Source organism: Bordetella sp. 2513F2 (assembly GCF_054642735.1).
In genome coordinates this window covers 1,589,425-1,615,420 of the sequence record NZ_CM137755.1, presented here as the reverse complement: position 1 = coordinate 1,615,420, position 25,996 = coordinate 1,589,425, and the positions used below count along the sequence as shown (strand labels likewise).

Below are 25,996 nucleotides of genomic sequence, written 5' to 3'. Positions count from 1 at the left end.
TGAAAGGAGGCCGCCGAGAGGGTTTTAAGCGGCCAGTTCAGCCCGACGTCGAATAATGGAATCGAACAACGCCGAACGGTGTTTTTGTAGCTGCTCGGCGGCCTGATTATCGCTCATGACGCGGGCCTGCCAGAGGAGGTCTTGCTCGGAGATGCCGTCTTTGAGGTTACGCAGTTCGGGGGCCAGGCTGAGGAGTTTTTCCAAGGGCGTCTTGACCAGTTTGGCGGGGTAGTCGATCTTGATCTTTCCTCGGTTATCGCTTCGTTGCCTGCCGAACAGGCAGGGCCTGTGGAAGTTCAGGTACGGGTTGAGGTGTTGCTGGCAGAAGGCGTTGACGGCCTGGGCGTGCTTTTGCGGGATGTGGGCGTAGCCGAAGGTTTTGCGTACGACGCTGCCATTCTTGGACTCGACCAGGGCGTTGTCATTGCTGTGTCGGGGCCGGGACTTGGTGAACTCGACATTGAGCTTGTGCAGTAGCTCGGCGACGCGGTGATTGATGTATTCGCTGCCGTTGTCGGCGTGCACCCCGAGGATCTGGAAGGGGAAGCCGGCGAGCAGTTCTTCGAGCACGGGCAGTAAAAAGGCCTCGGAGATGCGCTGGCAGCAGGCCAGGACCTGCCACTGGGTGACGCAGTCCACGGCGTTGATGTAGTAGACCCCCTTGGCGCCGTCGACCTCGCCTTGGTGCACGCTGTCGATGCGGATGAAGCCCGCCCGGCCTTCGGGGCGCGGTGGCTGTCGCAGTCCAATGGAGACCGCCTTGCTGGGGCGAGTGCCGTCCCAGTGGCCACGGGCGTTGCGGTAGGCGCGGCTCTTGCGCAGGTTGTACAGGTGTGACACCGAGAGCGTGGCCAGGCGCCGGTAGTGGGCATCTCCATAGACCAACCAGGCGCGGCGCAACAGGTGGCAGGTTGCCGCCCCGCTGAGCGTGTCGTGCACGGCATCGGTGTACGCCAGCAGCCGGGCATCGTCCTCGGTGTAGCGGCGCCGAAACCCCTGCGCGGGCGACTTGCGCTGACCCAGCGGGGCGTGCGACACAAACCGGCCCACCAGCCGGGTGAGGTGCTGGCGCGAGTAGCCGCTGGTGTGCAATAGATAACGCAACACCACGCCCTTGTGGCGTCGAGACAACTTGGCGTATCTGAAGCGCTGGAGCACGTCCTGGACGTGGGCGTGGCGTTCGGCCTCGCTGCCCGAAACCTGCGGCGCCAGGCCGGCAGTACCGGCGACAAACGCCTCCAGGCTCTCTAGGCTGGTGAGCCGATCATCTTGCAGGGTCAACATCATCTCCTGATGATCGACGTCCTGCTCAACCCCGCTCCAGACTCATCTCATGGTGGAATCAGACCCCCCGCTCCAGACTCATGTCATATTGGACAAGGCTCAGACTTGCATGAACAAAAACTGTCGTGCTAGAATTTTTGTCTTCGCAAGCATGGCGCATTAGCTCAGCCGGTTAGAGCGACGGAATCATAATCCGCAGGTCCCCTGTTCGAATCAGGGATGCGCCACCAGGTATTACAAGCGGCCCGCAGCAATGCGGGCCGTTTTCTTTGGCTCTGCGGCATCACAATGCCGACGGGCTCTACCCCGTAAACGGGGGAAGCCGCCACAAGCCAGGCGGCAAACGTGTGTTTACGCACACAACGTCTCCTTCCATGTTGCAGGGGCACTGCCAAGTGTGTTGCAGGAGCACGGCCAAGTGGAGCTTATCCCACTCGCATGACAGCTTAGCGGCTCGCTGCTGCGCGCCCCACCGGCACGCAGCTTGCTCCACTATCGCGACTTTCATGCCACAGGAGCGCAGCCATGACACAGGACACCCCCGCACATACCCCCCGGGATCGATCGCGCGTCTCGCTGGAGGATCCGACCGAGCGGCAGTATTGGTGCCAGCGTTTCGGCGTGACGGCCGAACAATTGGACGAGGCGGTGCGCCAGGTCGGAACCGAACTGGATGCCGTGACGTCGTATCTCCAGACTCCGGCCACGGGCCGGACGAGCTGAATCCGCCCGGCCCGTGGCCTATTCGAGGCCCATTCTTACCGCGGACGCGCAGATCTGCGCCCGCCCGATGGAGGAGCACCATGGACGAGCAACGATGGCGATTCCGCCTGGAGGATCCGGTGGAACAGGACGGCGGCTGGCATATCGCCTATCTCCTCATGCCGCCCGGCACGCTGGAGGCTGACGCCAACCGGATTCCCATCACCAAGACCTACCCCTGCGCCGAGGCTGCGGTGCAGGATGGCACGCGGCTGGCCGGGATCCACGTGGCGGACCTCAACGGCGAGGCCCCGGCCCTGGAGCCGCCGGCTGCCGGCGTGGCGGGCATAGGCCGGGGGGATTGAGCCGCCTTCTCAACGGCTGCCTGCGCCGGGGTCGGGCGGACCGCCGCTGCCGCCGGGTGGCACGCCGCCCTGGACAGGGCTGGCGCTGGATCCTTTCACGGTTCCCTGGCCGGGCGTGGGCTGCGGCGGCCCGGGCGGCTGCCCCTCGGGAGAGGGGCGGGAGCCGGCCGGCGGCACGTCGCTGCCCGGTTCGCCGCTCACGCCCGTGGGGACCGTGGGTCTGGACGACGTGGACGGCTTCTGGGCAGGGTCGGCACGGCGGGGATTCGCAGGGTCGTCCGGCCGGGGCGCGGAGGCCGGCTCGGCCGCGTAGGCCGCAGGCAGCATGGCCGCAGCCCATAGGATGAATGGAAACAGGACGCGATGTGGCATGGCGCTCTCCGTACAGGTGCGGGAAGACAAAGCAACCCGCATGCCTGATGGACGCCGCGGAGCGCGTCGCGGTTTAATGGCCGCTGCGCCCGTTTCCGTATCGCCATGTCCCTGCTCTCCCTGTCGGGCCTGTATGCCCTCACCGCGCTGGCCGAGATCGGCGGCTGCTATCTCGTCTGGCTGGTGGTCAGGCAGCAGCATGCCGCCTGGCTGTGGCTGCCCGCGTTGGGCTTGCTCGCGCTTTTCGCCTGGCTGCTAACGCTGCACCCGGCCGCAGCCGGACGCACCTATGCGGCCTATGGCGGCATGTACATCGTGATCGCCCTCGGGTGGCTGAGGGTGGTGGAAGGCGTGGCGCTGACGCGCTGGGACCTGGCCGGCGCCGGCCTGGCACTGGCCGGCATGGCGCTCATCGGGCTGCAGCCGGCAGCCCGATGAGGCTCAGGGCGCAGGCGTGGAGCCCGGGTCGTCGGGCGGCGAGAACAGGTCCCAGCTGGCGACGAACAGCGCCGCCACCAGCGGCCCGATCACGAAGCCGTTCAGCCCGAACAAAGACATCCCGCCCAGCGTGGAAATCAGCACAACGTAATCGGGCAGCTTGGTGTCCTTGCCCACCAGCACGGGGCGCAGCACGTTGTCGACCATGCCGATCACCAGTATCCCGAACAGGATCAGGACGATGCCTTCCCAGATCTCGCCGGTGACCAGGAAGTAGATGGCCACGGGCGCCCAGATCAGGCCCGCGCCGATGGCCGGCAGCAACGACAGGAACGCCATCACAACGCCCCACAGCAGCGCGCCCTGGATGCCCAGCACCCAGAAGATCAATCCGCCCAGGGTGCCCTGCACTACCGCCACTGCCACATTGCCCTTGACGGTGGCGCGGATCACGGTGGTGAACTTGCGGAACAGGTGCTGCTTGTGCTGCTCGCTGAGCGGCACGGCGCGCCGCACCCGGCGCGCCAGCTGCGGCCCGTCGCGCAGCAGGAAGAACAGCAGATACAGCATGATGCCGAAGCTGGCCAGGAAGCGCGCGGTGTCCTGCCCGATGTTGAAGGCCTGGGTGGCGAGGAACTGGCTGGCCTGCATGGCGCCCTGCGTGAGCTTTTCCTGCAGGCTGCCGATGTCGGCCAGGTCGAAGCGGGCCAGCAGGTCGTGCACGCTGGGAGGCAGCGCCGCCATGACGCGCTGGAAGTACAGGCCAAAGTCGAGGTTGCCCGAACGCAGCCGCTGGTACAGGTTGGTGCCTTCCTGCACCAGCGATCCGGTGATGAAGATCAGCGGCAGGATCACCACCAGCAGCACCAGCAGCAGGGAAGCCAGCGCCGCCAGATTGCGGCGCCTGCCCAGGCGGTTGGCGATGCGGCGATGCACCGGGCCGAAGATGATCGCCAGGATGGTGCCCCAGAACACCGCTCCCCAGAACGGCCACAGCACGCACAGGAATGCGAGAGAAACGGCTACGAGCAGATAGTGGAAGGTCTTGCTGTGCATCAAGCTGGACTCGGACATGCGCCCTTCCTCCGGACGACAGCGGCACGGGCCGCAGGACGCGCCATTGTACAAACCCGGCTGGTCACGAGGCCGGATCCGCCGTGGCCCACGCGCGGGCCTGCGCCATGATGGACTCGACCGCGGCGGATCGGCCGTTGAGCCGTTCCGCCAGCCGGTTGAAGCCCTCCATCACCGACGGATCGCGCACCTGCACCTGGTCGCCGCCCAGCTGGAATTGATCGGTGCGCGCCTGGATGTATTGCGTCAGCCGGGCGGCATCGTCGACGGCCTCTCCCAATGCTGCGCACCAGGCCGGCACGGCTTCGGCGGGCTGTGTCACGGCCTTGCCGAAAACCGTTTCGTAGAGCGGCTGCAGGTCGGCCGGCTGGGCCAGTTCGGCCCGCGCCGCGACCGCAATGGAATTCGCCTTCGCGATTGCCGGCCCGCAGCGCTGCAGGTCGGCGCGCAGCAAGGACCATGTGTCGCGGCGGGCCAGGAGGTCCTCGACGCGCTGCAGCCGCAGGGCGGCGCCGGCACGTTCGACCAGGGCCAGGTTGTCGCGCAGCACCCCCTGGAAATCCTCGATCACCTCGAGATGCGCCCGGTACTCGCCCAGGCCTTCGCGCGCCTCCGGGGTGGCGGGAGCAGGCAGGATTCCCGCCGCATCCCCCGCATGGGCCTGCAGATACCGGATGAACGCGGCGCGGGATTCGGGCTCGCGGTCCACGCAGCCGGCGAGCGCGAGCGTGGCAGCGAGGCAGCCGGCGAACCGGCGCAGAAGGCAGAGTGGCATCGAAGACGCGGACATGCGGGGAGTGCTGGAAATTGCGGCGCCCGCGAGCTTAGCCCAGACGGCTGGCTGGCGCGGACATCCACAGACTTTGTTGCCATCGAAGCGCCCTGTGACAGCCGCCAGCGAATTTCCTTTGACAAAACAAATATTTACGTATACTATTTGAGGTTGCTGCGTATTTGCGCTGCCCTGAAAACCGACCATCTCGAACATCAAAAGGGCAGATCGAACACGGGGCAGATCAAAGAGGGCCAGCCAGGCCCGGATCAAGAAACGGGCAGCTATAGGCCCCTTCCCGCATAGGCCCCTTCCCGGCAGCAACGCAGCGAGCCGCCAGATCGGATCCACTGCGCGGAACCAACCGCGGAAACCAGCCGGGAACGGAAACCAGCCGGGAAACCACCGGCATGGGCGTCGCCATGGCGACATCCTGGCAACCGCAGCGGTAGCCGCCTCCGAACCCTGGACCGGCATGGGCGCCGGGGCTGAAACGCCCCATGGGCGTCACGGTGCTGCAATCCGAGGGTGCCAATATCCTGCCATTGGCGTGTCCAGCGGCACGCAGGCACCGCTCGCGGACCTTGGCCCTTGGGGTTCTTGACCCTTAGGTTAACGCTCCTTCCATAACTACAACCACAGAGGAAACATGAACAAACTGTTCCCTACCCACCTGCTGCGCCGACCGGCGCATACGAAGCTCGACGACACGCCCATCCATGTGGGCGACGTCGTGTACCTGCAACCCATCGACGGGCCGTCCATCCGTGCGCGCGTGATCTACAACGCGCCGATCAATGGCATCGTCACCTACACCACCGATCTGGTGCGCTGCGGCTCCGCCGCCACGCGCGTGCGCTTCCGCCACGAGCACGTACACCACATCGAATCCGTGCAGGCCCGCGCAGCGGCCTGAGCACCGCCCGTCATGCTGCGTCCGGCAGCGCGATGGTGATACATTGAGGCGGTCTGCAGCTGCCTTCACCGCCGCCATGTCGTACTCGCGCCGTCCCGTACGCATCTGGGATCTCCCCACCCGCCTCTTCCATTGGGCCTTCGCCGCCTGTGTCGTGGGCGCCTACGCCAGCGTGAAGCTGGGAGGGCTCTACATGGACTGGCACGTGCGCTTCGGATTGGCGGCGCTGGGCCTCATCGTCTTCCGCGTGATCTGGGGGTTCGTGGGACCGCAGCACGCACGCTTCGCGAACTTCGTGCGCGGCCCCTCCGCCATGCTGGGATACCTGCGCGGCGCTGCCGCCTATGCCGGCCACAACCCGCTGGGCGCCCTGTCTGTGGTGGCCATGCTGCTGCTGTTCGGCTTCCAGGCCGCCAGCGGCCTGTTCGCCTCGGACGACATCATGGTGCAAGGGCCGCTCTACGGCCTGGTCGACGAATCCGTCTCGGGCACGCTCACCTGGCTGCACCACGCCAACGAATGGGTGCTGGTGGCCCTGGTTGCGCTGCACCTGCTCGCCATAGGCTGGTATGCCCTGGTGCGGCGCAGGCGCCTGGTCCGGGCCATGATCACCGGCGACATGCCCGCCCACCAGTTGCCCGAGCGGGCCGGCCCCTCTGAAGACGGCCCTGCGATATGGCTGCGCGCGCTGCTGGTGGCGGCGGCCGCCGCCGCGCTGGTCTGGTGGATCCAGGCCCAGGAGGCGACGGCCTACATGTCGTACTGAACGCTGCGGCGGGCCTAGCGCTTCTTGCGGTAGGCGTCGTGGCAGGCCTTGCAGCTTGCCCCCACTTCGCCGAACGCGGCGCGCACCCGGGCGAGGTCGCCCGAATCGGCGGCTTCCGACAGTTTCGCCACGTTGGCCGTGAATGCCTCCTGCTTCTGCCTGAAGCCTTCGGCATCGCTCCAGATCTCCTCGCGCGCGCCGCCGCCCTCGGTACCGGGCCCGAATGCGGCCCACGGCAGCGTGGAGAGGGTCTGCAGCAGCTTCACGTTGGCCTGGATCTGCGCGGCATCGTAGGGCGCCTGGCCGCGCACCACGGGCTGCATGCGGGTGAAGTGCGAGGCGATCAGGCTGAGCGCGGACTGCCGGTAGTCGATGGCGTCCTCGGGCTCGGCGAACTGGGCGGCGGCCGGCACGGACCAGAGGGCCGCACCGATACAGGCCGCGGCAGCGATGGCGGACCACGTCTTCATGGATCTCTCCCGGTAGCGATGACTGGCGGCGAGCCCCTGCGGCCCGCCGGACCTGGCGACTATACCGCCCGCGCGAGGTTCGCGGCCAGCCCCAGGTAGCTGCGCGGCGTCATTTGCAACAGCCGCTGCTTGGCATCCTCGGGCAATGCCAGGCCGGCGATGAACTCGCGCAGGGCCGTCTCGGTGATGCCCTTGCCGCGGGTGAGGGCCTTGAGCTGCTCGTAGGGCTGCGGCAGGCCATAGCGGCGCATGACCGTCTGCACGGGCTCGGCCAGGACCTCCCAGCAGGCGTCGATGTCGGCGTCGATGGCCGCGGCATTGACCTCCAGCTTCTCGAGGCCGCGCAGGCAGGCGTCCCAGGCCACCAGGCAATAGCCCAGGCCCACGCCCAGGTTGCGCAGCACCGTGGAGTCGGTGAGGTCGCGCTGCCAGCGCGACACCGGCAGCTTCTCCGACAGATGGCGCAGCACCGCGTTGGCCAGGCCCAGGTTGCCTTCGGAGTTCTCGAAATCGATGGGGTTGACCTTGTGCGGCATGGTGGAGGAGCCGACCTCGCCCTCCTTGAGACGCTGCTTGAAGTAGCCCAGCGAGACGTAGCCCCAGATGTCGCGATCGAGGTCCAGCACGATCACGTTGGCGCGCGCCACCGCGTCGAACAGCGCGGCCATCCAGTCGTGGGGCTCGATCTGGATGGTGTGGCGGTTCTGCGCGAGGCCCAGGCCCGCCAGGACCTTGCGGCTGAACTCGGGCCAGTCGATCTCCGGGTAGGCGGCCAGGTGGGCGTTGTAGTTGCCCGTGGCGCCGTTGAGCTTGGCCAGGGGCTGGACGGCCTCGATGGCGGCGATGGCCCGCAGCAGGCGCGCGGCCACGTTGGCGAACTCCTTGCCCAGGGTGGTGGGGCTGGCGGGCTGGCCGTGCGTGCGCGACAGCAGCGGCTGGTCTGCGTACGCGTTGGCCATCTCGGTGAGCTTGGCGGCGATCTGGCGCAGGCGCGGCACCACGACCTGGTCGCGCGCGCGGCCCAGCATCAGGGCATGCGAGGTGTTGTTGATGTCCTCGGAGGTGCACGCGAAATGGATGAACTCCGCGGCGCGGGACAGCTCCGCGTCGTCGGCCACGCGTTCCTTCAGCCAATATTCGACCGCCTTCACGTCGTGATTGGTGACGCGCTCGATTTCCTTGATGCGGCGCGCATCCGCCTCGGAAAAGCCGCGCACCAGCGCGGCCAGGCGTTCGCGGGCGGCCTGGCTGAAGCTGGGCAGCTCGGGCAGGCCGGCGTCGGACAGGGCCACGAGCCAGGCCACCTCCACTTCCACCCGGTGCGCCATGAAGCCGGCTTCCGACAGCAGCCCGCGCAACGCGTCCCCTTTGGAGGCGTAGCGGCCGTCCAGCGGCGAAAGCGCGTTGAGGGAAGTGAGCTGGTCGGCGATTTGCATGATATCGGGGAAGAAAAGGCGTGAAAAACGGGGGCCGATTTTATCATCCGCACCCTTGTAACACTGTGGCTGCAGCGCATCGCCCATTGTACGCAGGGCCGCGATATCCGGGGGTTGCCTGCTATACTTCGCCCGCTTCACACTACGCCTGTGCTCCCATGAAACTAATCGGCTCGCTTACCAGTCCCTACGTTCGCAAAGTGCGCGTCGTCATGGCAGAGAAAAAGCTGGACTACCAGCTGGACATCGAGAATGTCTGGGCAGCCGATTCGCAGATCCAGAAATACAACCCCCTGGGCAAGGTGCCCTGCCTGGTCATGGAAGACGGCGGCGCGCTGTTCGATTCGCGCGTCATCGTCGAATATCTCGACACCCTTTCCCCGGTTGCGCGCCTGATTCCCCAGTCGGGCCGCGAGCGCGCGGCAGTGAAGTGCTGGGAAGCCATCGCCGACGGCGTGCTCGATGCCTGCGTGATCATCGTCAAGGAAAACCAGCGCCCGGAGCCGCAACGCAGCCCCGAATGGATCGAGCGCCAGCACGGCAAGATCCAGGCCAGCCTCGACGCCATGGACAAGAGCCTGGGCGACCATCCCCACTGCATGGGCGTGAACTACAGCCTGGCCGACATTGCCGTGGGCTGCGCCCTGGGCTACCTGGACCTGCGCTTCCCCAGCCTCGACTGGCGTGCCGACCATGCCAACCTGGCGCGCCTCTACGACAAGCTGTCGCAGCGCGCCTCGTTCACCGACACCGCCCCCCCGGCCGCCTGACGCTGCCCTCCCTGCCCGATCCGCCATGCAAGAGAGCGCCCCGCGGGGCGCTCTCTTGCATTTGGGCGGGCCTGGCCGGGGCACAGGGGCGTTGCCCCCACCCCGGCGCGCCCGTTCAGGCCGAAAAGGCCTGCACCGCCTTGACCAGCATGTAGGCAGCCAGCGCGAACAGCAGCCCCGCAAACACGCGCTTGAGCGTGGCCACCGGCAGGCGGTGCGCCATGCGCGCGCCCAGCGGCGCAGTCAGCACGCTGGTGCACACCAGCACCAGCAGCGCGGGCCAGTAGATGTAGCCCAGCATGCCCGGACGCGAGGCGCCTTCCATGAGACCCGAAACCACGTACCCGACGCTGTTGGCCAGCGCGATCGGAAAGCCCAGCGCCGCCGAAGTGGACACCGCGACATGCAGGGCCACGTTGCACCAGACCATGAAAGGCACCGACAGGAAACCGCCCCCTGCGCCCACCAGGCCCGACAGAAAGCCGATGCCGGCCCCGGCGGCGCTGGTGCCCAGCACGCCCGGCATCTCGCGGCCGGGCTTGGGCTTCTTGTTGCGCAGCATGTTCCAGCCGGAATAGCCCACGAAGAGCGCAAAGAACAGCGAGAGCCAGGCCGTGCTCAGCGCAGCGAAGGCCGCCCCGCCCGACAGCAGGCCGCCCACGATGATGCCGGGCGCCATGGCCGCGACGATCTTCCACTGGATGGTGCCGCGCTGCTGGTGCGCGCGGATGCTGGACACCGAGGTGAACAGGATGGACGTCATGGACGTGGCGATGGCGGCATGCACCACCAGGTCGCCAGGCATGCCGTTCCAGCTGAACAACATGGTCAGGAAAGGCACGAGCAGCATGCCGCCGCCGATACCGAGCAGGCCGGCGGCGAATCCCACGACCGCGCCCAGTGCCAGCAGGCACAACACCATCATCAAGTCCACGCGTACTTCTCCTTGCTTCGGATGTGAAAAGGGGGAATGGCGGCGCCCGCAGGCGGAGCGGCCGCAAAAATCAGGCGATGATACCGCCACCCAGGCAGACGTCGCCGTCGTAGAGCACCGCCGACTGGCCCGGCGTCACGGCCCACTGGTCCTGGGCAAAGGCCAGCTCGAAACCGGCCGGCCCGTCGGGCTGGAGCGTGCACGCGGCGTCGGCCTGGCGGTAGCGCGTCTTGGCCCCGTAGCTGCCGGGCGCGGGCGGCTCGCCCGCCACCCAGCTGGCGTCCTGGGCCCGCAGCGAACCGGCGAGCAGCCAGGGATGGTCGTGGCCCTGCACGACATAGAGCACGTTGTTGGCCAGGTCCTTGCGGGCGGCGTACCAGGCCTCGGCCGTGCCGTCCTCGCGCTGCCGGCCTTTCACGCCGCCCACCCGCAGCCCCTTGCGCTGGCCCAGCGTGTAGAAGGCCAGGCCATGGTGCTGCCCGACCTGCTGCCCTTCCGGCGTGAGGATCGGGCCCGGCGCCGTGGGCAGGTAGCGGTTCAGGAATTCCCGAAACGGCCGCTCGCCGATGAAGCAGATGCCCGTGGAGTCTTTCTTGGCGGCGTTGTGCAGCCCGATCTCGTGGGCGATGCGGCGCACCTCGGTCTTGTGCAGCTCGCCCAGGGGGAACAGCGTGCGCGCCAGCTGCGCCTGGTTCAGGCGATGCAGGAAATAGCTCTGGTCCTTGGAGGCGTCGAGGGCCTTGAGCAACTGGTATTGTGGCCCGTGCGGCCCCTCGACGGCGCGCACCCGCGCGTAATGCCCGGTGGCGATGTGCTCGGCCCCCAGCGCCATGGCGTGGTCGAGGAAGGCCTTGAACTTGATCTCGGCATTGCACAGCACGTCCGGGTTGGGCGTGCGCCCCGCCGAGTATTCACGCAGGAACTCGGCGAACACGCGATCCTTGTATTCGGCCGCGAAGTTCACGAACTCGAATTCGACGCCGACGCGATCGGCCACGCTGGCGGCGTCGAGGAGGTCCTGGCGGGTGGAGCAGTATTCGGAATCGTCGTCGTCCTCCCAGTTCTTCATGAAGAGGCCGATGACTTCGTAGCCTTGTTGCTTGAGCAGCCAGGCGGTGACCGACGAATCGACGCCGCCCGACATGCCGACGACGACGCGGCCTTTGCGGGGAGAGGTTGCTGACATGATGGCGGTATTTTAGATCGGCTCGCCCTCTTCGGCCGGCCGGGGCTCGGCGGCCCGCGACACCTCCATCAGCCAGGCGCGGAATGCGCCCAGCGCAGGCAGGTCTGCCTTCTGCTCCGGATAGCACAGGTAATAGCCCTGGCGCGCGCGGATCGGCTGGCGCACCGGCACGGCCAGCTTGCCGTCCCGCAGTTCGTCCTCGATGAGGCAGCGCGGGATGAGCGCCACGCCGAATCCCGCAGCGGCCGCCTGCGACAGCAGCGAATACTGGTCGAAGCGCGCGCCCTCGCGACTGCGGCGCGTGTCGCAGCCAGCCTGCTCGAACCAGTCGTGCCAGCCTTCGGGCGCCGAGGTGTGGTGCAGCAGCGGATACTGCAGCAGGTCCGCGGCTTCGATGCTGTCCTGCGACAGCACGCGCGGACTGCATACCGGCACGACGTCGCGCCCGACGATGTAGTCCGCGCCGCTGCCGGGCCAGATGCCCTCGCCGAAGCGCACCGCGGCATCGAGCTCCGGCGTGGAAAAATCGTAGCCCTGCCGGTGCGGCAGGAACTCGATGTGGATGTCGGGGCGCAGGCGCTGGAAGGCGGTGAGGCGCGGGATCAGCCAGCGGGCGCCGAAGGTGGGCATGCAGGTGAGGTGCAGCGTGCCGCCGCGCCCCTGGTGGGCGATCACCTCGATGGTGGCGGCCTCGATCTGGCCCAGGCCGGCCTGGATCTTCTGCAGGTAGCTGCGCCCGGCCTCCGTGAGCACCAGGCCTTGCCGTATCCTCAGGAATAGCTTGACGCCCACGAAGTCCTCGAGGTGCTTCACCTGCTTGCTGACCGCGCCCTGGGTCACGCACAATTCCTGGGCGGCCTTGGTGAAGCTGCTGTGGCGGGCCGCAACCTCGAAAGCCTGCAGATCGGTAAGCGAAGGACAGAAACGCCGCATGGGAATCGGGTCATGCCCGCCCTGGCCGGCGGGCCACTCAGGCATGACAAAAAGGAATAGGTTAGGGAGAATCTTTCGTTTGTGCAAACGACGGCGGTGGCACAGAATCGAGCAGCATGCTTCTGCATCCGCTAGTTACATTTTCCTATAGGGGAATACATGTTCCGTCGTAAAGTCATCATCGGCCTGTCGCTGGCCGCCACCCTGGCCGGCTCGCTCGCCACCGGCGCCGCCGTCGCCCAGGAAAGCTACCCCAGCAAGCCGATCCGCCTGATCGTGCCCTTCCCGCCCGGCGGCACCACCGACATCGTCGGCCGCCTGTTCGCCGACAAGCTGACCCAGGCCCTGGGCCAGACCGTGGTGGTGGAAAACCGCGGCGGCGCCGGCGGCTCGATCGGCAGCGCCTTCGTGGCCAGCAGCGCCCCCGACGGCTACACCCTGGGCATCGCCACGGTGAGCACCCACGGCATCAACCCGGCCATCTATCCGAACCTGCAGTTCGACGTCACCAAGGACTTCACGCCGATCTCGAACCTGGCTGCCGTCCCCAACATCATGACGGTCAACCCCAAGGTTCCGGCCAAGAACATTGCCGATTTCATCAAGCTCGCCAAGAGCGAGCCCGGCAAGCTCACGTATGCCTCGGCCGGCAATGGCTCGGTCTCGCACATGATGGGCGAGATGTTCAAGCTGGCCTCGGGCACCGACCTGATGCACGTGCCCTACCGCGGCGTGGGTCCTGCCCTGAACGACACGCTGGCCGGCCAGGTCGACGTGCTCTATGACAACCTGCCCTCCTCGCTGCCGCACGTGCAGGCCGGCAAGCTGGTGGCCATGGCCGTGGCCGCGCCCCAGCGCGTAGCCGCCCTGCCCGACGTGCCGACCTTCGCCGAAGCCGGTCTTCCCGCGGTGAACGATTCCTCGTGGTTCGGCCTGGTGGGCCCGGCCAAGCTGCCCCAGCCCATCCTGGAGAAGCTGCACGCCGCCGTCGTGAAGGTGAGCGCCGAAGCCGACGTCAAGAGCCGCCTCGAGGCCCTGGGCGCGGCGCCGGTCGCCAACAGCCCCGCTGAATACGCGGCGCAGATCGAGGCCGAAGTGGCCAAGAACAAGCGCATCGCCAAGGAAGCCAACGTCAAGATCGACTAAGCGTCGTCACCCGGCCCCGGCGCCCTGCCGGGGCCGTTCCTGCCTTATTCGCAGTATCCCCATGCCGATCACCCAGCCCTTGTCCTACCGGCTCGACCTGCCGTCCCAGTATCCGGACGCGGACGGCTCCGCCCCGCTCGTGCTCGATTCGCCGCACAGCGGCACTACCTATCCGCCCGACTTCGCCCCCAGCGCCGATTTCGGCGCGCTGCGCACCGCCGAAGACACCTGGGTCGACGATCTGTGGAGCGGCGCGGTGGCGCTCGGCGTGCCCCTGCTGGCCGCCACCTTTCCGCGCAGCTATATCGACGCCAACCGCGGCGCCGAGGAGATCGATCCGCTGCTGCTCGACGCGCCGTGGCCCGGCCCAGCCTCGGCATCGCCCAAGGTCAAGCTGGGCAAGGGCCTGGTCTGGCGCATGCTCGACGACGGCACCCCGCTATACGACCGCAAGCTCAGCGTGGAGGAAGTGCGCCATCGCATCGAGGCCTGCTGGAAGCCATACCATGCCGCCCTCGGCGAGCTGATGGACCATGCGCACGCGCGCTTCGGCAAGGTCTGGCACATCAACTGCCATTCCATGCCCAGCGTGGCAGGCGCCTATGCCACCGACAAGCCCGGCCTGGTGCATCCCGACTTCGTCCTCGGCGACCGGGACGGCACCACCAGCGATCCGGCCTTCTGCGCCTTCGTTGCCGATTGGCTGCGCCAGCGCGGCTACGACGTGGCGGTGAACGACCCGTACAAGGGCGTGGAGATCGTGCGCGCCTTCGGCCGTCCAGCCGACAACCGGCATAGCCTGCAGGTGGAAATCAACCGCAAGCTGTACATGGACGAGGTCACGCTGCGCCCGCACGAAGGCTACGGCCGCCTCAAGCAGCACCTGCGCGAGCTGACTGCCGCGCTGGTGTCCTGGACGCGCGCGCAGACGGTCTGACGCCACTGCCCCTGCGCGCACGCAGCCGCGGCTTCCACGCCGCGGCCATGCCCTCCGGCTTCACCCCGCCGGAGGGCATTTTTTTGCCGCCGGAACGGCGCGTCCTGCTACCCGGGAACAGGCCTCGTGTATAACTACGCCCAGGGCCTGAGGCCCTAGCCTTCCGAGGAGAAGCGTGATGCAGATCGGGATACCAAAAGAAACCCGAGACGGGGAAACCCGCGTTGCAGCAACGCCGGAGACAATCAAGCGCTACCTGGCCGCCGGCCATCGGGTCCACGTGCAGCAGGGTGCGGGCGTTGCCGCCCGCTATCCCGACGAGGCCTATGCCGAGGCAGGCGCCGCGCTGGCCGATGCGGCCACGGTCTACGGTGCCGCACTGGTGCTCAAGGTGCGCCCGCCGGATGCCGCGGAACTGGCGCTGATGGCCCCGGGCACGGTGCTGGCCGGCATGCTCGACCCCTACGACACCGAAGGCCTGGAAGCGCTCGCGCGTGCAGGGCTCACCGCCTTCGCGCTCGAAGCCGCGCCGCGCATCACGCGGGCGCAGAGCCTGGACGTGCTGTCGTCCCAGGCCAACCTGGCCGGCTACAAGGCAGTGCTGCTGGCTGCTCAGTATTACGGCCGGCTCTTCCCCATGATGATGACCGCCGCGGGCACGCTCAAGGCGGCCCGGGTCGTGGTGCTGGGCGCCGGTGTGGCGGGGCTGCAGGCCATCGCCACGGCGCGCCGGCTGGGTGCCGTGGTGGAAGCCTCCGACGTGCGCCCCGCCGCGCGCGAGCAGGTCGCATCGCTGGGCGCCAAGTTCATCGACGTTCCCTACGAAACCGACGAAGAGCGCGAGATCGCCGAAGGCCGGGGCGGCTATGCGCGACCCATGCCGCCGGCCTGGATGGCGCGCCAGGCCGAACGCGTGGCGCTGCGCTGCGCGCAGGCCGACATCGTGATCACCACCGCGCTGATCCCCGGCCGGCCCGCGCCCGTGCTGGTGCCGCCGGAAACCGTGCAGGCCATGCGGCCCGGCTCCGTGATCGTGGACCTGGCCGTGGAACGCGGCGGCAACTGCCCGCTGGTCGAGCGCGGCCAGGTGGTCGAACGGCACGGCGTCACGCTGGTGGGCCTGACCAACCTGCCCGGCCTGCTGGCCACCGACGCCTCGGCGCTCTATGCGCGCAACCTGCACGACTTCGTCAAGCTGATCACCGCCGCGGACGGCGGCCTGGAGATCCGCCGCGACGACGAGATCGTCGCCGCCTGCCTGATGTGCGAGGCCGGCAACCTCATCCGGAGGCCCTGACATGGACGCCATCAGCCCCACCCTCGTCAACCTGATCATCTTCGTGCTGGCCGTCTATGTGGGCTACCACGTGGTCTGGAACGTGACCCCCGCGCTGCATACCCCGCTGATGGCCGTGACCAACGCCATTTCCGCCATCGTGATCGTGGGCGCCATGCTGGCGGCCGGCCTCACCGAAGGCGGACTGGCGCGCGCCATGGGCGTGCTGGCCGTGGCGCTGGCCGCTGTCAACGTGTTCGGCGGCTTCCTGGTCACGCGCCGCATGCTGGAGATGTTCAGGAAGAAGGAACGCAGGGCCGCTCCCGAAGGGGAGCCGCGCCCATGATCACGTCCAATCTCGCCACCCTGCTCTACCTGCTGGCATCGGTGTGCTTCATCCAGGCGCTCAAGGGCCTGTCCCATCCCACCACCTCGCGGCTGGGCAATGCCTTCGGCATCGCGGGGATGGCGATCGCCATCCTCACCACCGCGGCGCTCATCGCCAGCCTGGCGCGCCCCGGGGCGGCCGGCGCCGGCCTGGGCTGGGTGGTGCTGGGCCTGCTGGCGGGCGGCGGCGTGGGCACGCTGATGGCCCGGCGGGTCGAGATGACGCGCATGCCCGAACTGGTCGCCTTCATGCACAGCATGATAGGCCTGGCCGCCGTGGCCATCGCCGTGGCGGTGGTGGCCGAGCCGCACGCGTTCGGCATCGCCGCGGCAGGCGCCCCCATTCCCGCGGGCAACCGCCTGGAGCTCTTCATCGGCACCTTCGTGGGCGCGATCACCTTCTCGGGCTCGGTCATCGCGTTCGGCAAGCTGTCGGGCAAATACAGGTTCCGGCTGTTCCAGGGCGCGCCGGTCACCTTTCGCGGGCAGCATCTCCTGAATCTGGCGCTGGCGCTGGCCATGCTGGGCTGCGGCCTGGGGTTCATGGCCACGCAGGCCTGGCTGCCTTTCACCCTCATGACGGCGCTGGCCTTCGTGCTGGGCGTGCTCATCATCATTCCCATCGGCGGGGCCGACATGCCGGTGGTGGTCTCAATGCTCAACAGCTACTCGGGGTGGGCCGCAGCGGGCATAGGCTTCTCGCTCAACAATCCGATGCTGATCATCGCGGGCTCGCTGGTCGGGTCGTCCGGAGCCATCCTGTCCTACATCATGTGCAAGGCGATGAACCGTTCGTTCTTCAACGTGATCCTGGGCGGCTTCGGCGGCCAGGCGGGCGCCGCGGCGGACGGCAGCGCGGCCGCGCCGCGCGGCGTGAAATCAGGCAGTCCGGAAGATGCCGCCTTCCTGCTCGCCAACGCCGACAGCGTGGTCATCGTGCCGGGCTATGGCCTGGCGGTGGCGCGCGCGCAGCACGCGCTCAAGGAGCTGGCCGACAAGCTCGGCGAGCGGGGCGTCACGGTCAAGTACGCCATCCATCCCGTGGCCGGCCGCATGCCGGGACACATGAACGTGCTGCTGGCCGAGGCCGAAGTCCCGTACGACCAGGTCCACGAAATGGAAGACATCAATGGCGAGTTCGGCCAGACCGACGTGGTGCTGGTGCTGGGCGCCAACGACGTGGTGAATCCCGCGGCAAAGAACGATCCCGCCTCGCCCATCGCCGGCATGCCCATCCTCGAGGCCTACAAGGCGCGCACCATCATCGTGAACAAGCGCTCCATGGCGGCAGGCTATGCCGGGCTGGACAACGAACTTTTCTACCTCGACCGGACCATGATGGTGTTCGGGGATGCCAAGAAGGTGCTGGAGGACATGGTGAAGGCAGTCTGAGCCGTAGAAACCCGGCATGGCCGCGCTTGTCAGGCGCGCGCCCTCACCCGGCCGGGCGCCAGCCCGTAGCGGCGACGGAACGCGGTGGCGAAGTTGGCCGGACTGGTATAGCCGCCTATCCACGCCGCCTGCGCCACGCTCACGCCATCGCGCTCCAGCGCCACCCTGGCCCGCGCCAGGCGCGCTTCCCGCAGGTATTCGAAAACCGTCGTGCCCCACGCCGCGCGGAAATGCCGCTGCAGCGTGTTCACGCTCATGCCGGCGCGGCAGGCGATCTGCTCGAGGGTCAGCTCGTCGGCCTGCCCGCTATCGAGCAGTTCGCGCACTTCGCGCATGCGCTGGTATTCGCGCGGGCGCGGCCGGCCGTCGGACTCCAGCGGCGCATCGGACAGGCTGGCCAGCGCCTGCACGATCAGGTCCAGCGCCCGCGCCTCCAGGTACAGCTCGCGCAGTGCCGGCACCAGCGCCGGAGGATGCAGGATCTGCTCGGCCAGCCGCAATGCCGGCGCCGCCAGCAGCCACGTATGGACGGCCAGGTGGGTGTCGGCGAAACGCCGCACCGCCGCCGTCTCGGCGGCATCCGGTATGGCCTGCTCCAGCCATTGCGGGGGCATCAGGATGGATACCGTGCGTTCGCTGCCGCCCTGCCGCGAACGACGGCAGAACGTTTCGGCATGCCGCAGCGAGATCATCATGCCGCGCGCTTCGCCCCCGGGCCGGCACTCCGGGCCGAGCAGCATGCGGCGCGGACCGAACGACACGTCGGCGCGCCCGCCGACCACCAGGGCCAGGCGTATGCCGGCCTTCAGCGTGGACTGCACCGTGAGCGTCTGCAGGTCACGCGCATCCACGCTGTGGACCACCAGCCCCGAGCGCAGCCGGACCGTATCGAACACGCCCTGCAGCACGGGCTGCTCGGCCTGCGGCACCGACAGCCGGTACTGCGAGGTCGAGCAGCCGGAGAGGTCCAGCAGCCGCTGACCGCGCACCAGGGCGTGGGAGGCGACGGCTTCGCTGCTGTGGACAGGACGGCTCACGGGAGATGGCGACATTGCAAAGGTTTCCGGTGACGGCACAATACCGTTCCGGTCCGGACCCGGGCAGAATGACAGCCTGCCCATTAATAAGAACTCTTCTCAATTAAACCACATTCCCCGACGCCAGCCGCCATGATGCAAGCCTCCCACGCCTATCTCCCTGCCTCGGGGGCCCGCTGATGCGCGCTGCCTTGCTCGTTTCCCTGGTTCTGGCCATGGCCCTCGCAGCGCACGGGCGCGCAGCCCTGCCGGCCGCGCCCGAGTCCGCGGCCCCGGGCGCGGCCGCGGCCCGCCACGGGGCCACCCCGCTGGTGGAACGGCTGGTGCTCCCCCGCGATGACGGCCGGCGCGCCTGGCGCCTGGCGATCGCCCATCCGCCGGGCGTGCCGCCCGCCGGCGGATGGCCCGTGCTGTACCTGCTCGACGGCAATGCCAGCGCCGGCGCGCTGCTGCGGGCCAGCCCCGGCATCGCGCGCAGCATGGTCGTGGTGGGCGTAGGCTATGACGTGGAGGCGCGCTTCGACCTGGACACGCGAGCCTGGGACTACACCCCGCTGCCGCCCGGCGCCCCGGCTTCGGGCGCGCCGGATCCGCGTGCGCCGGGCCGCCTGAATGGCGGAGCCGATGCCTTGCTGGATGCCATCGAAACGCGGATCAAGCCGCTGGTGGCATCGCGCGCGCCCATCGACGCGCGCCGCCAGGCGCTCTACGGGCACTCCTATGGCGGCTTGTTCGTGCTGCACGCGCTGTTCGCACGCCCGGGCGCGTTCCAGGCCTACATTGCGGCCAGCCCGTCGGTATGGTGGCATGCCCCGCTCATGCAGGACCGTGCGCAGGCCTATGTGGCGCAGGCGCGCACCGGCGCGCTGCCGCCCGCGCGGCTGGCCATCATGGTGGGCGCCGGGGAGCGCCTGCGCCACGACGGCGGGCCCGGCGCGCCGCGCCGCGACGAGGGCCGTCCCACGGCAGGCGATGCGCGCGCGCTGGCTGGTGTGCTGCGGCAGGCGCCGAATCTGGCGGTGGCGTTCCGCGAGTTTCCCGCACTGGGGCATGGCGCCATGCTGCCGGCCACCGTAGAGCCGGCGGCCCGCTACGCGCTCGGCGCGCCGGAACGCTGATCGCCCTGGCCGGCCAGCCATCCGAGGATGGCCGCGGTCACTGAGTCAGGCTGCTCGCGCTGCGGGAAGTGCCCGCTCTCGGGCACCAGCTGCCGCTCGTACGGACCGTCGAACAGGGACTCGCGCCCTTCCGAGGTCTCCGGGGCATTGGCGGCGTCGCGGCCGCCGTGCAGCACCAGCGTGGGCACGGCGATGCGGGGCGTTGCCGCCAGCCGCTCCTCCAACGCCTGGTAGGCCGGGTCTCCGTCGGCCCAGCCCCACCGATGCCGGTATGAATGCAGGCACACCGACGCCCAGTCGGGGTTCTGGAAGGACTGCGCCGTGATCTCGAACTCGACCTGCGGGAACGACCATCCCGGCGACCAGGTGGTCCACATGAAATGCGCCAGTTCGCGTCCCTGGCTGCGCAGCAGCATCTCGCCGCGCGGCGTGGCGAAGAGCCAGTGATACCAGTAGTTGCGGGTCTGGGCCAGGGACAGGCGCTGGTCGGGCGCGTTGGTGCCCCAGCCCACCGACAGCGCCACGCAATGCCTTATCGACTGCGGGGCGAGAACGGCGGCGATGTAGGCGGCGCGGGCGCCCCAGTCATGGCCCACGACCGACCAGGACTGCAGGCCCAGCGCGCCGGCAAAGCCGAGCAGGTCGTCGGCCAGGGCGCACAGCTGGCCGCTGCGCGGACGCCGCGGGTCCAGGAAGCGCGTGGGCCCGTAGCCCCGCAGGTACGGGCAGTACACCCGGTATCCGGCCTGCGCCAGCCGGGGGGCGACGCGGTCCCAGGTGCGCGCGTCGTCGGGCCAGCCATGCAGCAGCACCAGGGGCCTGCCGTCAGCAGGCCCATGCGCCTCGTAGGCGATTTCCAGCACGTCGGTACGTACGGTGGGCATGATGTCTCCTCGCGCGCAATGCCATGGCCGCAGCATAGCGCCGCAACGCGGGAATCGACAGGGGCTGCGACGCTACTTCGCAGCCGCGAGCCGTTCGTCCACGGCCTCGATCCAGTGCCGCACGGGCACTTCGGTGCCGCTCTGCAGGTGCTGGATGCAGCCGACGTTGGAAGACACGATGAGCGACGGCTGCGCCTGGCCGATGTGCGCCAGCTTGCGGTCGCGCAGCGGCAATGCCAGGCCGGGATTCAGCACCGAGTAGGTCCCGGCGGAACCACAGCACAGATGCGTCTCGGCAAAGGGCTGCAGCTCGAAGCCCAGCGCGGCCAGCATCGCCTCGCTGAGCGGGCGCAGTCCCTGCCAGTGCTGCAGCGTGCAGGGGGGATGGAACGCGGTACGGGGCGCCGGCCGGAGCCGCGCGGCCAGTTCGGCGGCATGCGGGGCCACGATCTCGGCCACGTCGCGCACCCGCGCCACGATGCGCGCGGCGCGCTCGGCATAGGCGGGCTCGTGCCGCAGGTGGTGGGCATATTCGCGCACCATGGCGCCGCAGCCCGAGGCATTCATCACGATGGCCTCGACTTCGTCCCGCTCCACCAACGGCCACCAGGCATCCACGTTGGCGCGCATCTGGGCGAGCGCCTCCGCCTGGGCATCGAGGTGGAAATTCACGGCGCCGCAGCACCCGCCGCCGGGCGCCACCCTGGCCCCGATGCCGATGGCGTCGAGCACGCGCATGGTGGCGGCGTCCACCGAGGGCATCATGGCCGGCTGCACGCAGCCGGCCAGCAGCAGCACCTGGCGGGCATGGCGCGCGCCGTCGGGCAGCGGGCCCGCGGCGCGGCGCGCCGGTATCTTGCGCTGCAGCGCCTGGGGCATGAAGCGGCGCAGGGACTGCCCCAGGCGCATGGCCGGCCGGAACAGCGGCGAATTCAGGCCCTTGCGCAGCAGCGTCCGGCGCAGGCGGTCGGGCCAGGGGCGCTGCACGCGCGCGTCCACGACCTGGCGGCCGATGTCGAGCAGGTGCCCGTACTCCACTCCCGACGGACAGGTGGTCTCGCAATTGCGGCAGGTCAGGCAGCGGTCCAGGTGCATCTGCGTGGCGGCCGTGGGCTCCGCCCCTTCGAGCACCTGCTTGATGAGATAGATGCGCCCGCGCGGCCCGTCGAGCTCGTCTCCCAGCAACTGGTAGGTGGGACACGTGGCGGTGCAGAACCCGCAATGCACGCAGCGCCGCAGGATGGCATCGGCCTCTTGTCCCAGCGCTGTTTCCTGCGCCCAGGGCGCGAGATTCGTCTGCATGGTGATTCCTACAGGTCCAGGTGCAGCCGGCCCGGATTGAACAGGCCGGCGGGGTCCAGCTCCTGCTTCAGGCGACGCGTCAGCGTCGCCACCGCGGGTGACAGCGGATGGAACACGCCGTCGGGCGGGACGGGCCCCTGCCCCGGGCGGAACAGCGTGGCATGGCCGCCTGCCTGCTCGGCCGCCTGGCGCAGCGCGTGGGCATCGGCCGCCGCGTTCAGCCAGCGCTGCCCGCCCCCCCACTCCAGCAGCATCGGGCCCATGGGCAGGGGCTGCGTGGCAGGCGGCAGGGCCAGGCGCCACAAGGGCCGGGCCGGATCGAAGAACGGATGCGTCTGCTCGCGCAGCGAGCGCCACCAGGTTTCGGCATCCGCCATCGGCTCGCCGCCGATGCGTGCCGCCGCGGCATCCACGGCAGGCGGGGCGCCGGACAGCCGCACCGCGAGGCGCCCGCTGCCGTCGCCGGGGTCGCCCGGGATCCAGCACGCGGCCGAGACCGGCATGGGCCTGGCCCGCCACTGCGAAAACAGGTCCAGCGCGGCGGCCTGGGTGGCTTCGCGCACCAGCGTGCGTTCGCACGCCGGCCGCGGCAATACCTTGAGCGAGACTTCGAGCAAGGCGCCGAAGATGCCCAGCGATCCCGCCAGCAGGCGCGATACGTCGTATCCGGCCACGTTCTTCATCACTTCCCCGCCGAAGGCGAGGATACGCCCGTGCGAGTCCAGCATGCGCACGCCCAGCACGAAATCGCGCACGGCGCCGGCGGACATGCGGCGCGGTCCGGACAGGCCCGCCGCGACGCAGCCGCCCACGGTGGCGCCCGCGCCGAAATGCGGCGGCTCGAACGCCAGCATCTGGCCATGGCCGGCCAGCTCCGCCTCGAGCTCGGCCAGCGGCGTGCCGGCCCGCACCGTGACGACCAGTTCGGACGGGTGGTAGCCCACGATGCCGCGATACGCGGTCATGTCGAGCAGGCAATGGCCATCCTGCGGGGTGAGGGGACGATGGTTGCCGTAGAACGACTTGGTCCCTCCGCCGGCGATGAACAGCGGCTTGTGGCCGGCGCGCGCAGTCAGCACCTGGTCGCAGAGTTCCGACAGGACGAAATCCATGCGGGCGATCTCAGAAGCGTGACAGGTCGGGGAATCGCATGTCTGCGGCGTGCACGTGCATCTTGCCGTATTCGGCACAGCGCGCCAGGGTGGGAATGACCTTCTCGGGATTGAGCAGCACGGGCGGGTCGAAGGCCCGCTTCACGGCAAGAAAGGCGTCGAGCTCATCACGCGAAAATTGCACGCACATTTGATTTATCTTCTCCATACCCACACCGTGCTCTCCCGTCACGGTGCCTCCCACCTGCACGCACAGCTCGAGTATCGCCGCGCCGAATTTGTCGGCGCGCTCCACCTCGTCCGGCTTGTTGGAATCGAACAGGATCAACGGATGCAGGTTTCCGTCGCCCGCGTGGAATACGTTGGCGCAGCGCAGGCCGTATTCGTCCTCCATCTGCTCGATGGCGCCCAGCACCCGCGCCAGGTGGCGGCGCGGAATCGTGCCGTCCATGCAATAGTAGTCGGGCGAGACGCGCCCGGCGGCCGGGAATGCATTCTTGCGCCCGGCCCAGAACTTCAGCCGCTCGGCCTCGTTGGCCGAGACCTGCATCCGCGTGGCGCCCGCTGCGCGAAAGACCGCCTCCATGCGTTCGACCTCGTGCGCCACTTCCTCCGGAGTGCCGTCGGACTCGCACAGCAGGATGGCCTGGGCGTCCATGTCGTAGCCGGCCTGCACGAAGGGCTCCACCATATGGATGGCGCGCCGGTCCATCATTTCCAGGCCCGCCGGCACGATGCCCGCAGCGATGACCTGCGTGACCGCGTTGCCTGCCGCCTCGACGCTGGCGAAGCTGGCCATCACGACCTGGGCGCACACCGGTCGCGGGATCAGCTTGACGGTGACTTCGGTGACGATGCCCAGCATGCCCTCCGACCCGACGAACAGGGCCAGGAGGTCGGGCCCCGGGGAATCGGGCGCTTCCGAACCGAGCTGCACGACGTCGCCGTCTATGGTGACCATGCGCACGCTCAGCACGTTGTGCACCGTGAGGCCGTACTTGAGGCAATGCACGCCGCCGGAGTTCTCCGCGACGTTGCCGCCGATCGAGCAGGCGATCTGGCTGGAAGGGTCGGGCGCGTAGTACAGCCCGTGGGCCGCCGCCGCCTCGGAGATGGCCAGGTTGCGCACGCCGGGCTCGACGACGGCCACGCACGCGCGGGCATCGACGCGCTTGATGCGGTTGAGCTTGGAAAGACCGAGCAGCACGCCCTGCGGGTGAGGCAGGGCCCCGCCGGACAGGCCCGTGCCGGCGCCCCGTGCCACCACGGGCACGTTCATGCGCTTGCACAGGCGCATCACGGCCTGCACCTGCGCCTCGCTCTCGGGCAGCACCACGACGGGCGGCAGGCACCGATACAGGGGCAGGCCGTCGCACTCGTAGGGACGGGTGTCTTCCTCGCGGGACAGCACGCAGTGCGCCGGGAGGATGGTGCACAGCGCCTCGGCCAGGGATGTCACGGAAAATGCGGGCTGGTCCTGGACCAGCCCGCTTTCGACCAGCGGATTCATGCCCAAAAGATAGCGCGCCGCTACGGAATGCACATGCCGGGATTTACCCGCCCCCGGCCGCGGCGGCCTACCAGGCGATGATCTTGCCGGGGTTGAGGATGTTGTTCGGATCGAAGGCGTGCTTGAGGCTGCGCATCAGCGCCAGCGCGTCTTCGCCGTGCTCCTCGGCCATGAACTGCATCTTGTGCAGGCCCACGCCGTGCTCGCCGGTGCAGGTGCCGTCGGCCGCGATGGCGCGGCGCACCAAATTGTGATTAATGATTTCAGACTCGCGCCATTCCGCCTCGCTGTCGGCATCCAGCAACATCAGCACGTGGAAGTTGCCGTCGCCCACATGGCCCACGATGGTGTACGGGAAACTGGCGCGATCGAGTTCGTCGACGGTCTCGCGCACGCAATCGGCCAGGCGCGAGATGGGCACGCACACGTCGGTGGTGCTGGCGCGGCAGCCGGGGCGCAGCTGCAGGCCCGCAAAATAGGCGTTGTGGCGCGCGGTCCAGAGCCGGCTGCGGTCTTCGGGACGCTCTGCCCACTCGAAATCCATGCCGCCGTGATCGGCCGTGATGGCCTGCACGGTCTGGGCCTGTTCCTGCACCCCGGCGGGGCTGCCGTGGAACTCGAACACCAGCAGCGGCGTCTCGCGCAGGGTGAGCTTGCTGTGCAGGTTGACCGCCCGCACCGCCGCGGCGTCCATGAACTCGACGCGCGCGACGGGTACGCCCATCTGGATGATCTCGATCACGCTCTGCACTGCGGCGTCGAGCGTGGGAAAGTTGCACACCGCCGCCGAGACGGCCTCGGGCTGGGGATAGAGCCGCACGGTGACTTCGGTGATGATGCCCAGCGTGCCCTCGCTGCCCACGAATATGCGGGTGAGGTCGTAGCCCGCCGAAGACTTGCGCGCCCGGCCGGCCGTGCGCACCACGCGGCCGTCCGCGGTGACGACCGTGAGCGACACCACATTCTCGCGCATGGTGCCGTAGCGCACGGCGTTGGTGCCCGATGCCCGCGTGGCGGCCATGCCGCCCAGGCTGGCGTCGGCGCCGGGATCGATGGGAAAGAACAGCCCGGTGTCGCGGATCTCCTCGTTGAGCTGCTTGCGCGTGACGCCCGCCTGCACGGTGGCGGTGAGATCCTCGGCATTCACGGCCAGCACCTGGTTCATCTGCGAGAGATCCAGGCTGATGCCGCCCTGGATGGCCAGCAGGTGCCCTTCGAGAGACGAGCCCGCGCCGTAGGGGATGAGGGGCACGCGGTGCTCGTTGCACAGCCGCGCCACGTCGGCGACTTCTTCCGTGGACGTGGCGAAGACCACGGCGTCGGGCAGCATCGGCGGATACGGCGACTCATCCCGCCCATGGTGCTCGCACACTGCAGCCGACACGGAGAGGCGATCGCCGAAACGCGCGCGCAGCGCTTCCAGGCATGCGGCCGGAACCGGTCGGCGCAGGGTCTCGGGGTGGAGGGGAGCGTTCAT

The 25,996-nt window shown here is 68.7% G+C and carries 27 protein-coding genes and 1 tRNA gene; 13 read left to right on the top strand and 15 right to left on the bottom strand.

The genetic code is table 11. From position 1 onward, the window contains the following. Window positions 1-24 precede the first annotated feature (24 nt). Complete coding sequence (locus ACYBYQ_RS07670; RefSeq protein WP_459618157.1) at window positions 25-1,287, bottom strand: DDE-type integrase/transposase/recombinase; 1,263 nt, start codon at window positions 1,285-1,287, stop codon at window positions 25-27. A 150-nt stretch (window positions 1,288-1,437) separates the two neighbouring features. Here ACYBYQ_RS07670 and ACYBYQ_RS07665 point away from each other — a divergent pair. The 3 genes from ACYBYQ_RS07665 (at window position 1,438) to ACYBYQ_RS07655 (ending at window position 2,351) form a co-directional block, all read left to right on the top strand. Then, window positions 1,438-1,514 (top strand) — tRNA-Met (locus ACYBYQ_RS07665). A gap of 295 nt (window positions 1,515-1,809) precedes the next feature. Next, window positions 1,810-2,007 (top strand): DUF3606 domain-containing protein, encoded by a 198-nt coding sequence (locus ACYBYQ_RS07660; RefSeq protein ID WP_459618156.1) that lies wholly within the window; start codon window positions 1,810-1,812, stop codon window positions 2,005-2,007. Between the two features lie 80 nt (window positions 2,008-2,087). After that, window positions 2,088-2,351, top strand: a complete 264-nt coding sequence (locus tag ACYBYQ_RS07655; RefSeq protein WP_459618155.1) for a hypothetical protein — start codon at window positions 2,088-2,090, stop codon at window positions 2,349-2,351. Window positions 2,352-2,360: 9 nt separating this feature from the next. Here the strand turns inward: ACYBYQ_RS07655 and ACYBYQ_RS07650 are convergent, their stop codons facing one another. After that, window positions 2,361-2,723: a hypothetical protein gene (locus tag ACYBYQ_RS07650; protein WP_459618154.1), complete on the bottom strand. Its 363-nt coding sequence runs from the start codon at window positions 2,721-2,723 to the stop codon at window positions 2,361-2,363. 105 nt (window positions 2,724-2,828) lie between these two features. Between ACYBYQ_RS07650 and ACYBYQ_RS07645 the strand changes: the two genes are divergently transcribed. After that, the gene (locus tag ACYBYQ_RS07645) at window positions 2,829-3,161 is read left to right on the top strand and encodes a YnfA family protein (protein WP_459618153.1); all 333 of its coding nucleotides are present in this window, start codon (window positions 2,829-2,831) and stop codon (window positions 3,159-3,161) included. Between the two features lie 3 nt (window positions 3,162-3,164). Here ACYBYQ_RS07645 and ACYBYQ_RS07640 read toward each other — a convergent pair whose 3' ends face one another. Beyond that, the gene (locus tag ACYBYQ_RS07640) at window positions 3,165-4,235 is read right to left on the bottom strand and encodes an AI-2E family transporter (RefSeq protein ID WP_459618152.1); all 1,071 of its coding nucleotides are present in this window, start codon (window positions 4,233-4,235) and stop codon (window positions 3,165-3,167) included. A gap of 64 nt (window positions 4,236-4,299) precedes the next feature. Continuing rightward, complete coding sequence (locus ACYBYQ_RS07635; protein WP_459618151.1) at window positions 4,300-5,010, bottom strand: DUF3053 family protein; 711 nt, start codon at window positions 5,008-5,010, stop codon at window positions 4,300-4,302. Between the two features lie 646 nt (window positions 5,011-5,656). On the opposite strand from ACYBYQ_RS07635, the gene ACYBYQ_RS07630 reads away from it, so the two are divergent. Together ACYBYQ_RS07630 and ACYBYQ_RS07625 are read left to right on the top strand one after the other, a co-directional pair. Continuing rightward, the gene (locus tag ACYBYQ_RS07630; protein ID WP_459618150.1) at window positions 5,657-5,923 is read left to right on the top strand and encodes a hypothetical protein; all 267 of its coding nucleotides are present in this window, start codon (window positions 5,657-5,659) and stop codon (window positions 5,921-5,923) included. A gap of 76 nt (window positions 5,924-5,999) precedes the next feature. After that, complete coding sequence (locus ACYBYQ_RS07625) at window positions 6,000-6,689, top strand: cytochrome b/b6 domain-containing protein (protein WP_459618727.1); 690 nt, start codon at window positions 6,000-6,002, stop codon at window positions 6,687-6,689. A 14-nt stretch (window positions 6,690-6,703) separates the two neighbouring features. Here the strand turns inward: ACYBYQ_RS07625 and ACYBYQ_RS07620 are convergent, their stop codons facing one another. After that, on the bottom strand, window positions 6,704-7,159 hold the full coding sequence (locus tag ACYBYQ_RS07620) for a c-type cytochrome (protein WP_459618149.1): 456 nt from the start codon (window positions 7,157-7,159) through the stop codon (window positions 6,704-6,706). A gap of 59 nt (window positions 7,160-7,218) precedes the next feature. Then, window positions 7,219-8,595, bottom strand: coding sequence for an adenylosuccinate lyase (gene purB / locus ACYBYQ_RS07615; protein ID WP_459618148.1), 1,377 nt, complete (start codon window positions 8,593-8,595; stop codon window positions 7,219-7,221). A gap of 158 nt (window positions 8,596-8,753) precedes the next feature. Between purB and ACYBYQ_RS07610 the strand changes: the two genes are divergently transcribed. Next, window positions 8,754-9,365 (top strand): glutathione S-transferase, encoded by a 612-nt coding sequence (locus ACYBYQ_RS07610; RefSeq protein ID WP_459618147.1) that lies wholly within the window; start codon window positions 8,754-8,756, stop codon window positions 9,363-9,365. A gap of 115 nt (window positions 9,366-9,480) precedes the next feature. On the opposite strand, the gene ACYBYQ_RS07605 is transcribed toward ACYBYQ_RS07610, so the two are convergent. The 3 genes from ACYBYQ_RS07605 to gcvA form a co-directional block, all read right to left on the bottom strand. Next, a complete protein-coding gene (locus ACYBYQ_RS07605) occupies window positions 9,481-10,287 on the bottom strand; it encodes a sulfite exporter TauE/SafE family protein (RefSeq protein ID WP_459618726.1) in 807 nt (268 codons plus the stop codon). An 82-nt stretch (window positions 10,288-10,369) separates the two neighbouring features. After that, complete coding sequence (gene mnmA / locus ACYBYQ_RS07600; RefSeq protein ID WP_459618146.1) at window positions 10,370-11,485, bottom strand: tRNA 2-thiouridine(34) synthase MnmA; 1,116 nt, start codon at window positions 11,483-11,485, stop codon at window positions 10,370-10,372. Window positions 11,486-11,497: 12 nt separating this feature from the next. Beyond that, window positions 11,498-12,418 carry a transcriptional regulator GcvA gene (gene gcvA / locus ACYBYQ_RS07595; protein ID WP_459618725.1) on the bottom strand — a complete coding sequence of 307 codons (921 nt, stop codon included), beginning with the start codon at window positions 12,416-12,418 and terminating at the stop codon, window positions 11,498-11,500. A 159-nt stretch (window positions 12,419-12,577) separates the two neighbouring features. On the opposite strand from gcvA, the gene ACYBYQ_RS07590 reads away from it, so the two are divergent. The 5 genes from ACYBYQ_RS07590 to ACYBYQ_RS07570 all read left to right on the top strand — a co-directional run bounded on the left by ACYBYQ_RS07590 (window position 12,578) and on the right by ACYBYQ_RS07570 (window position 17,556). Beyond that, window positions 12,578-13,564, top strand: coding sequence for a Bug family tripartite tricarboxylate transporter substrate binding protein (locus tag ACYBYQ_RS07590; RefSeq protein WP_459618145.1), 987 nt, complete (start codon window positions 12,578-12,580; stop codon window positions 13,562-13,564). A gap of 61 nt (window positions 13,565-13,625) precedes the next feature. Beyond that, entirely contained in the window at window positions 13,626-14,501 is an 876-nt protein-coding gene (locus tag ACYBYQ_RS07585) for an N-formylglutamate amidohydrolase (protein ID WP_459618144.1), read from the top strand. Window positions 14,502-14,679: 178 nt separating this feature from the next. Then, window positions 14,680-15,798 (top strand): Re/Si-specific NAD(P)(+) transhydrogenase subunit alpha, encoded by a 1,119-nt coding sequence (locus ACYBYQ_RS07580; protein ID WP_459618143.1) that lies wholly within the window; start codon window positions 14,680-14,682, stop codon window positions 15,796-15,798. Window position 15,799: 1 nt separating this feature from the next. After that, the gene (locus tag ACYBYQ_RS07575; RefSeq protein WP_459618142.1) at window positions 15,800-16,123 is read left to right on the top strand and encodes an NAD(P) transhydrogenase subunit alpha part 2; all 324 of its coding nucleotides are present in this window, start codon (window positions 15,800-15,802) and stop codon (window positions 16,121-16,123) included. After that, on the top strand, window positions 16,120-17,556 hold the full coding sequence (locus ACYBYQ_RS07570; protein WP_459618141.1) for an NAD(P)(+) transhydrogenase (Re/Si-specific) subunit beta: 1,437 nt from the start codon (window positions 16,120-16,122) through the stop codon (window positions 17,554-17,556). Before ACYBYQ_RS07575 ends, ACYBYQ_RS07570 begins: the two co-directional genes overlap by 4 nt. A gap of 29 nt (window positions 17,557-17,585) precedes the next feature. Here the strand turns inward: ACYBYQ_RS07570 and ACYBYQ_RS07565 are convergent, their stop codons facing one another. Continuing rightward, window positions 17,586-18,608: a helix-turn-helix transcriptional regulator gene (locus ACYBYQ_RS07565; protein ID WP_459618140.1), complete on the bottom strand. Its 1,023-nt coding sequence runs from the start codon at window positions 18,606-18,608 to the stop codon at window positions 17,586-17,588. Window positions 18,609-18,808: 200 nt separating this feature from the next. Between ACYBYQ_RS07565 and ACYBYQ_RS07560 the strand changes: the two genes are divergently transcribed. Continuing rightward, window positions 18,809-19,711, top strand: coding sequence for an alpha/beta hydrolase (locus tag ACYBYQ_RS07560; protein ID WP_459618139.1), 903 nt, complete (start codon window positions 18,809-18,811; stop codon window positions 19,709-19,711). Here the strand turns inward: ACYBYQ_RS07560 and ACYBYQ_RS07555 are convergent. From ACYBYQ_RS07555 to ACYBYQ_RS07535, 5 genes are all read right to left on the bottom strand, one after another. Beyond that, window positions 19,684-20,595 carry an alpha/beta fold hydrolase gene (locus tag ACYBYQ_RS07555; RefSeq protein ID WP_459618138.1) on the bottom strand — a complete coding sequence of 304 codons (912 nt, stop codon included), beginning with the start codon at window positions 20,593-20,595 and terminating at the stop codon, window positions 19,684-19,686. The two genes, ACYBYQ_RS07560 and ACYBYQ_RS07555, sit on opposite strands and share 28 nt — an antisense overlap. Before the next feature lie 72 nt (window positions 20,596-20,667). Continuing rightward, window positions 20,668-21,897 carry a glycolate oxidase subunit GlcF gene (gene glcF / locus ACYBYQ_RS07550; RefSeq protein ID WP_459618137.1) on the bottom strand — a complete coding sequence of 410 codons (1,230 nt, stop codon included), beginning with the start codon at window positions 21,895-21,897 and terminating at the stop codon, window positions 20,668-20,670. An 8-nt stretch (window positions 21,898-21,905) separates the two neighbouring features. Beyond that, window positions 21,906-23,009 carry a glycolate oxidase subunit GlcE gene (glcE, locus tag ACYBYQ_RS07545; protein WP_459618136.1) on the bottom strand — a complete coding sequence of 368 codons (1,104 nt, stop codon included), beginning with the start codon at window positions 23,007-23,009 and terminating at the stop codon, window positions 21,906-21,908. Window positions 23,010-23,019: 10 nt separating this feature from the next. Continuing rightward, the gene (locus ACYBYQ_RS07540; RefSeq protein WP_459618135.1) at window positions 23,020-24,519 is read right to left on the bottom strand and encodes an FAD-linked oxidase C-terminal domain-containing protein; all 1,500 of its coding nucleotides are present in this window, start codon (window positions 24,517-24,519) and stop codon (window positions 23,020-23,022) included. 67 nt (window positions 24,520-24,586) lie between these two features. Beyond that, window positions 24,587-25,996 carry an FAD-binding oxidoreductase gene (locus tag ACYBYQ_RS07535; protein ID WP_459618134.1) on the bottom strand — a complete coding sequence of 470 codons (1,410 nt, stop codon included), beginning with the start codon at window positions 25,994-25,996 and terminating at the stop codon, window positions 24,587-24,589.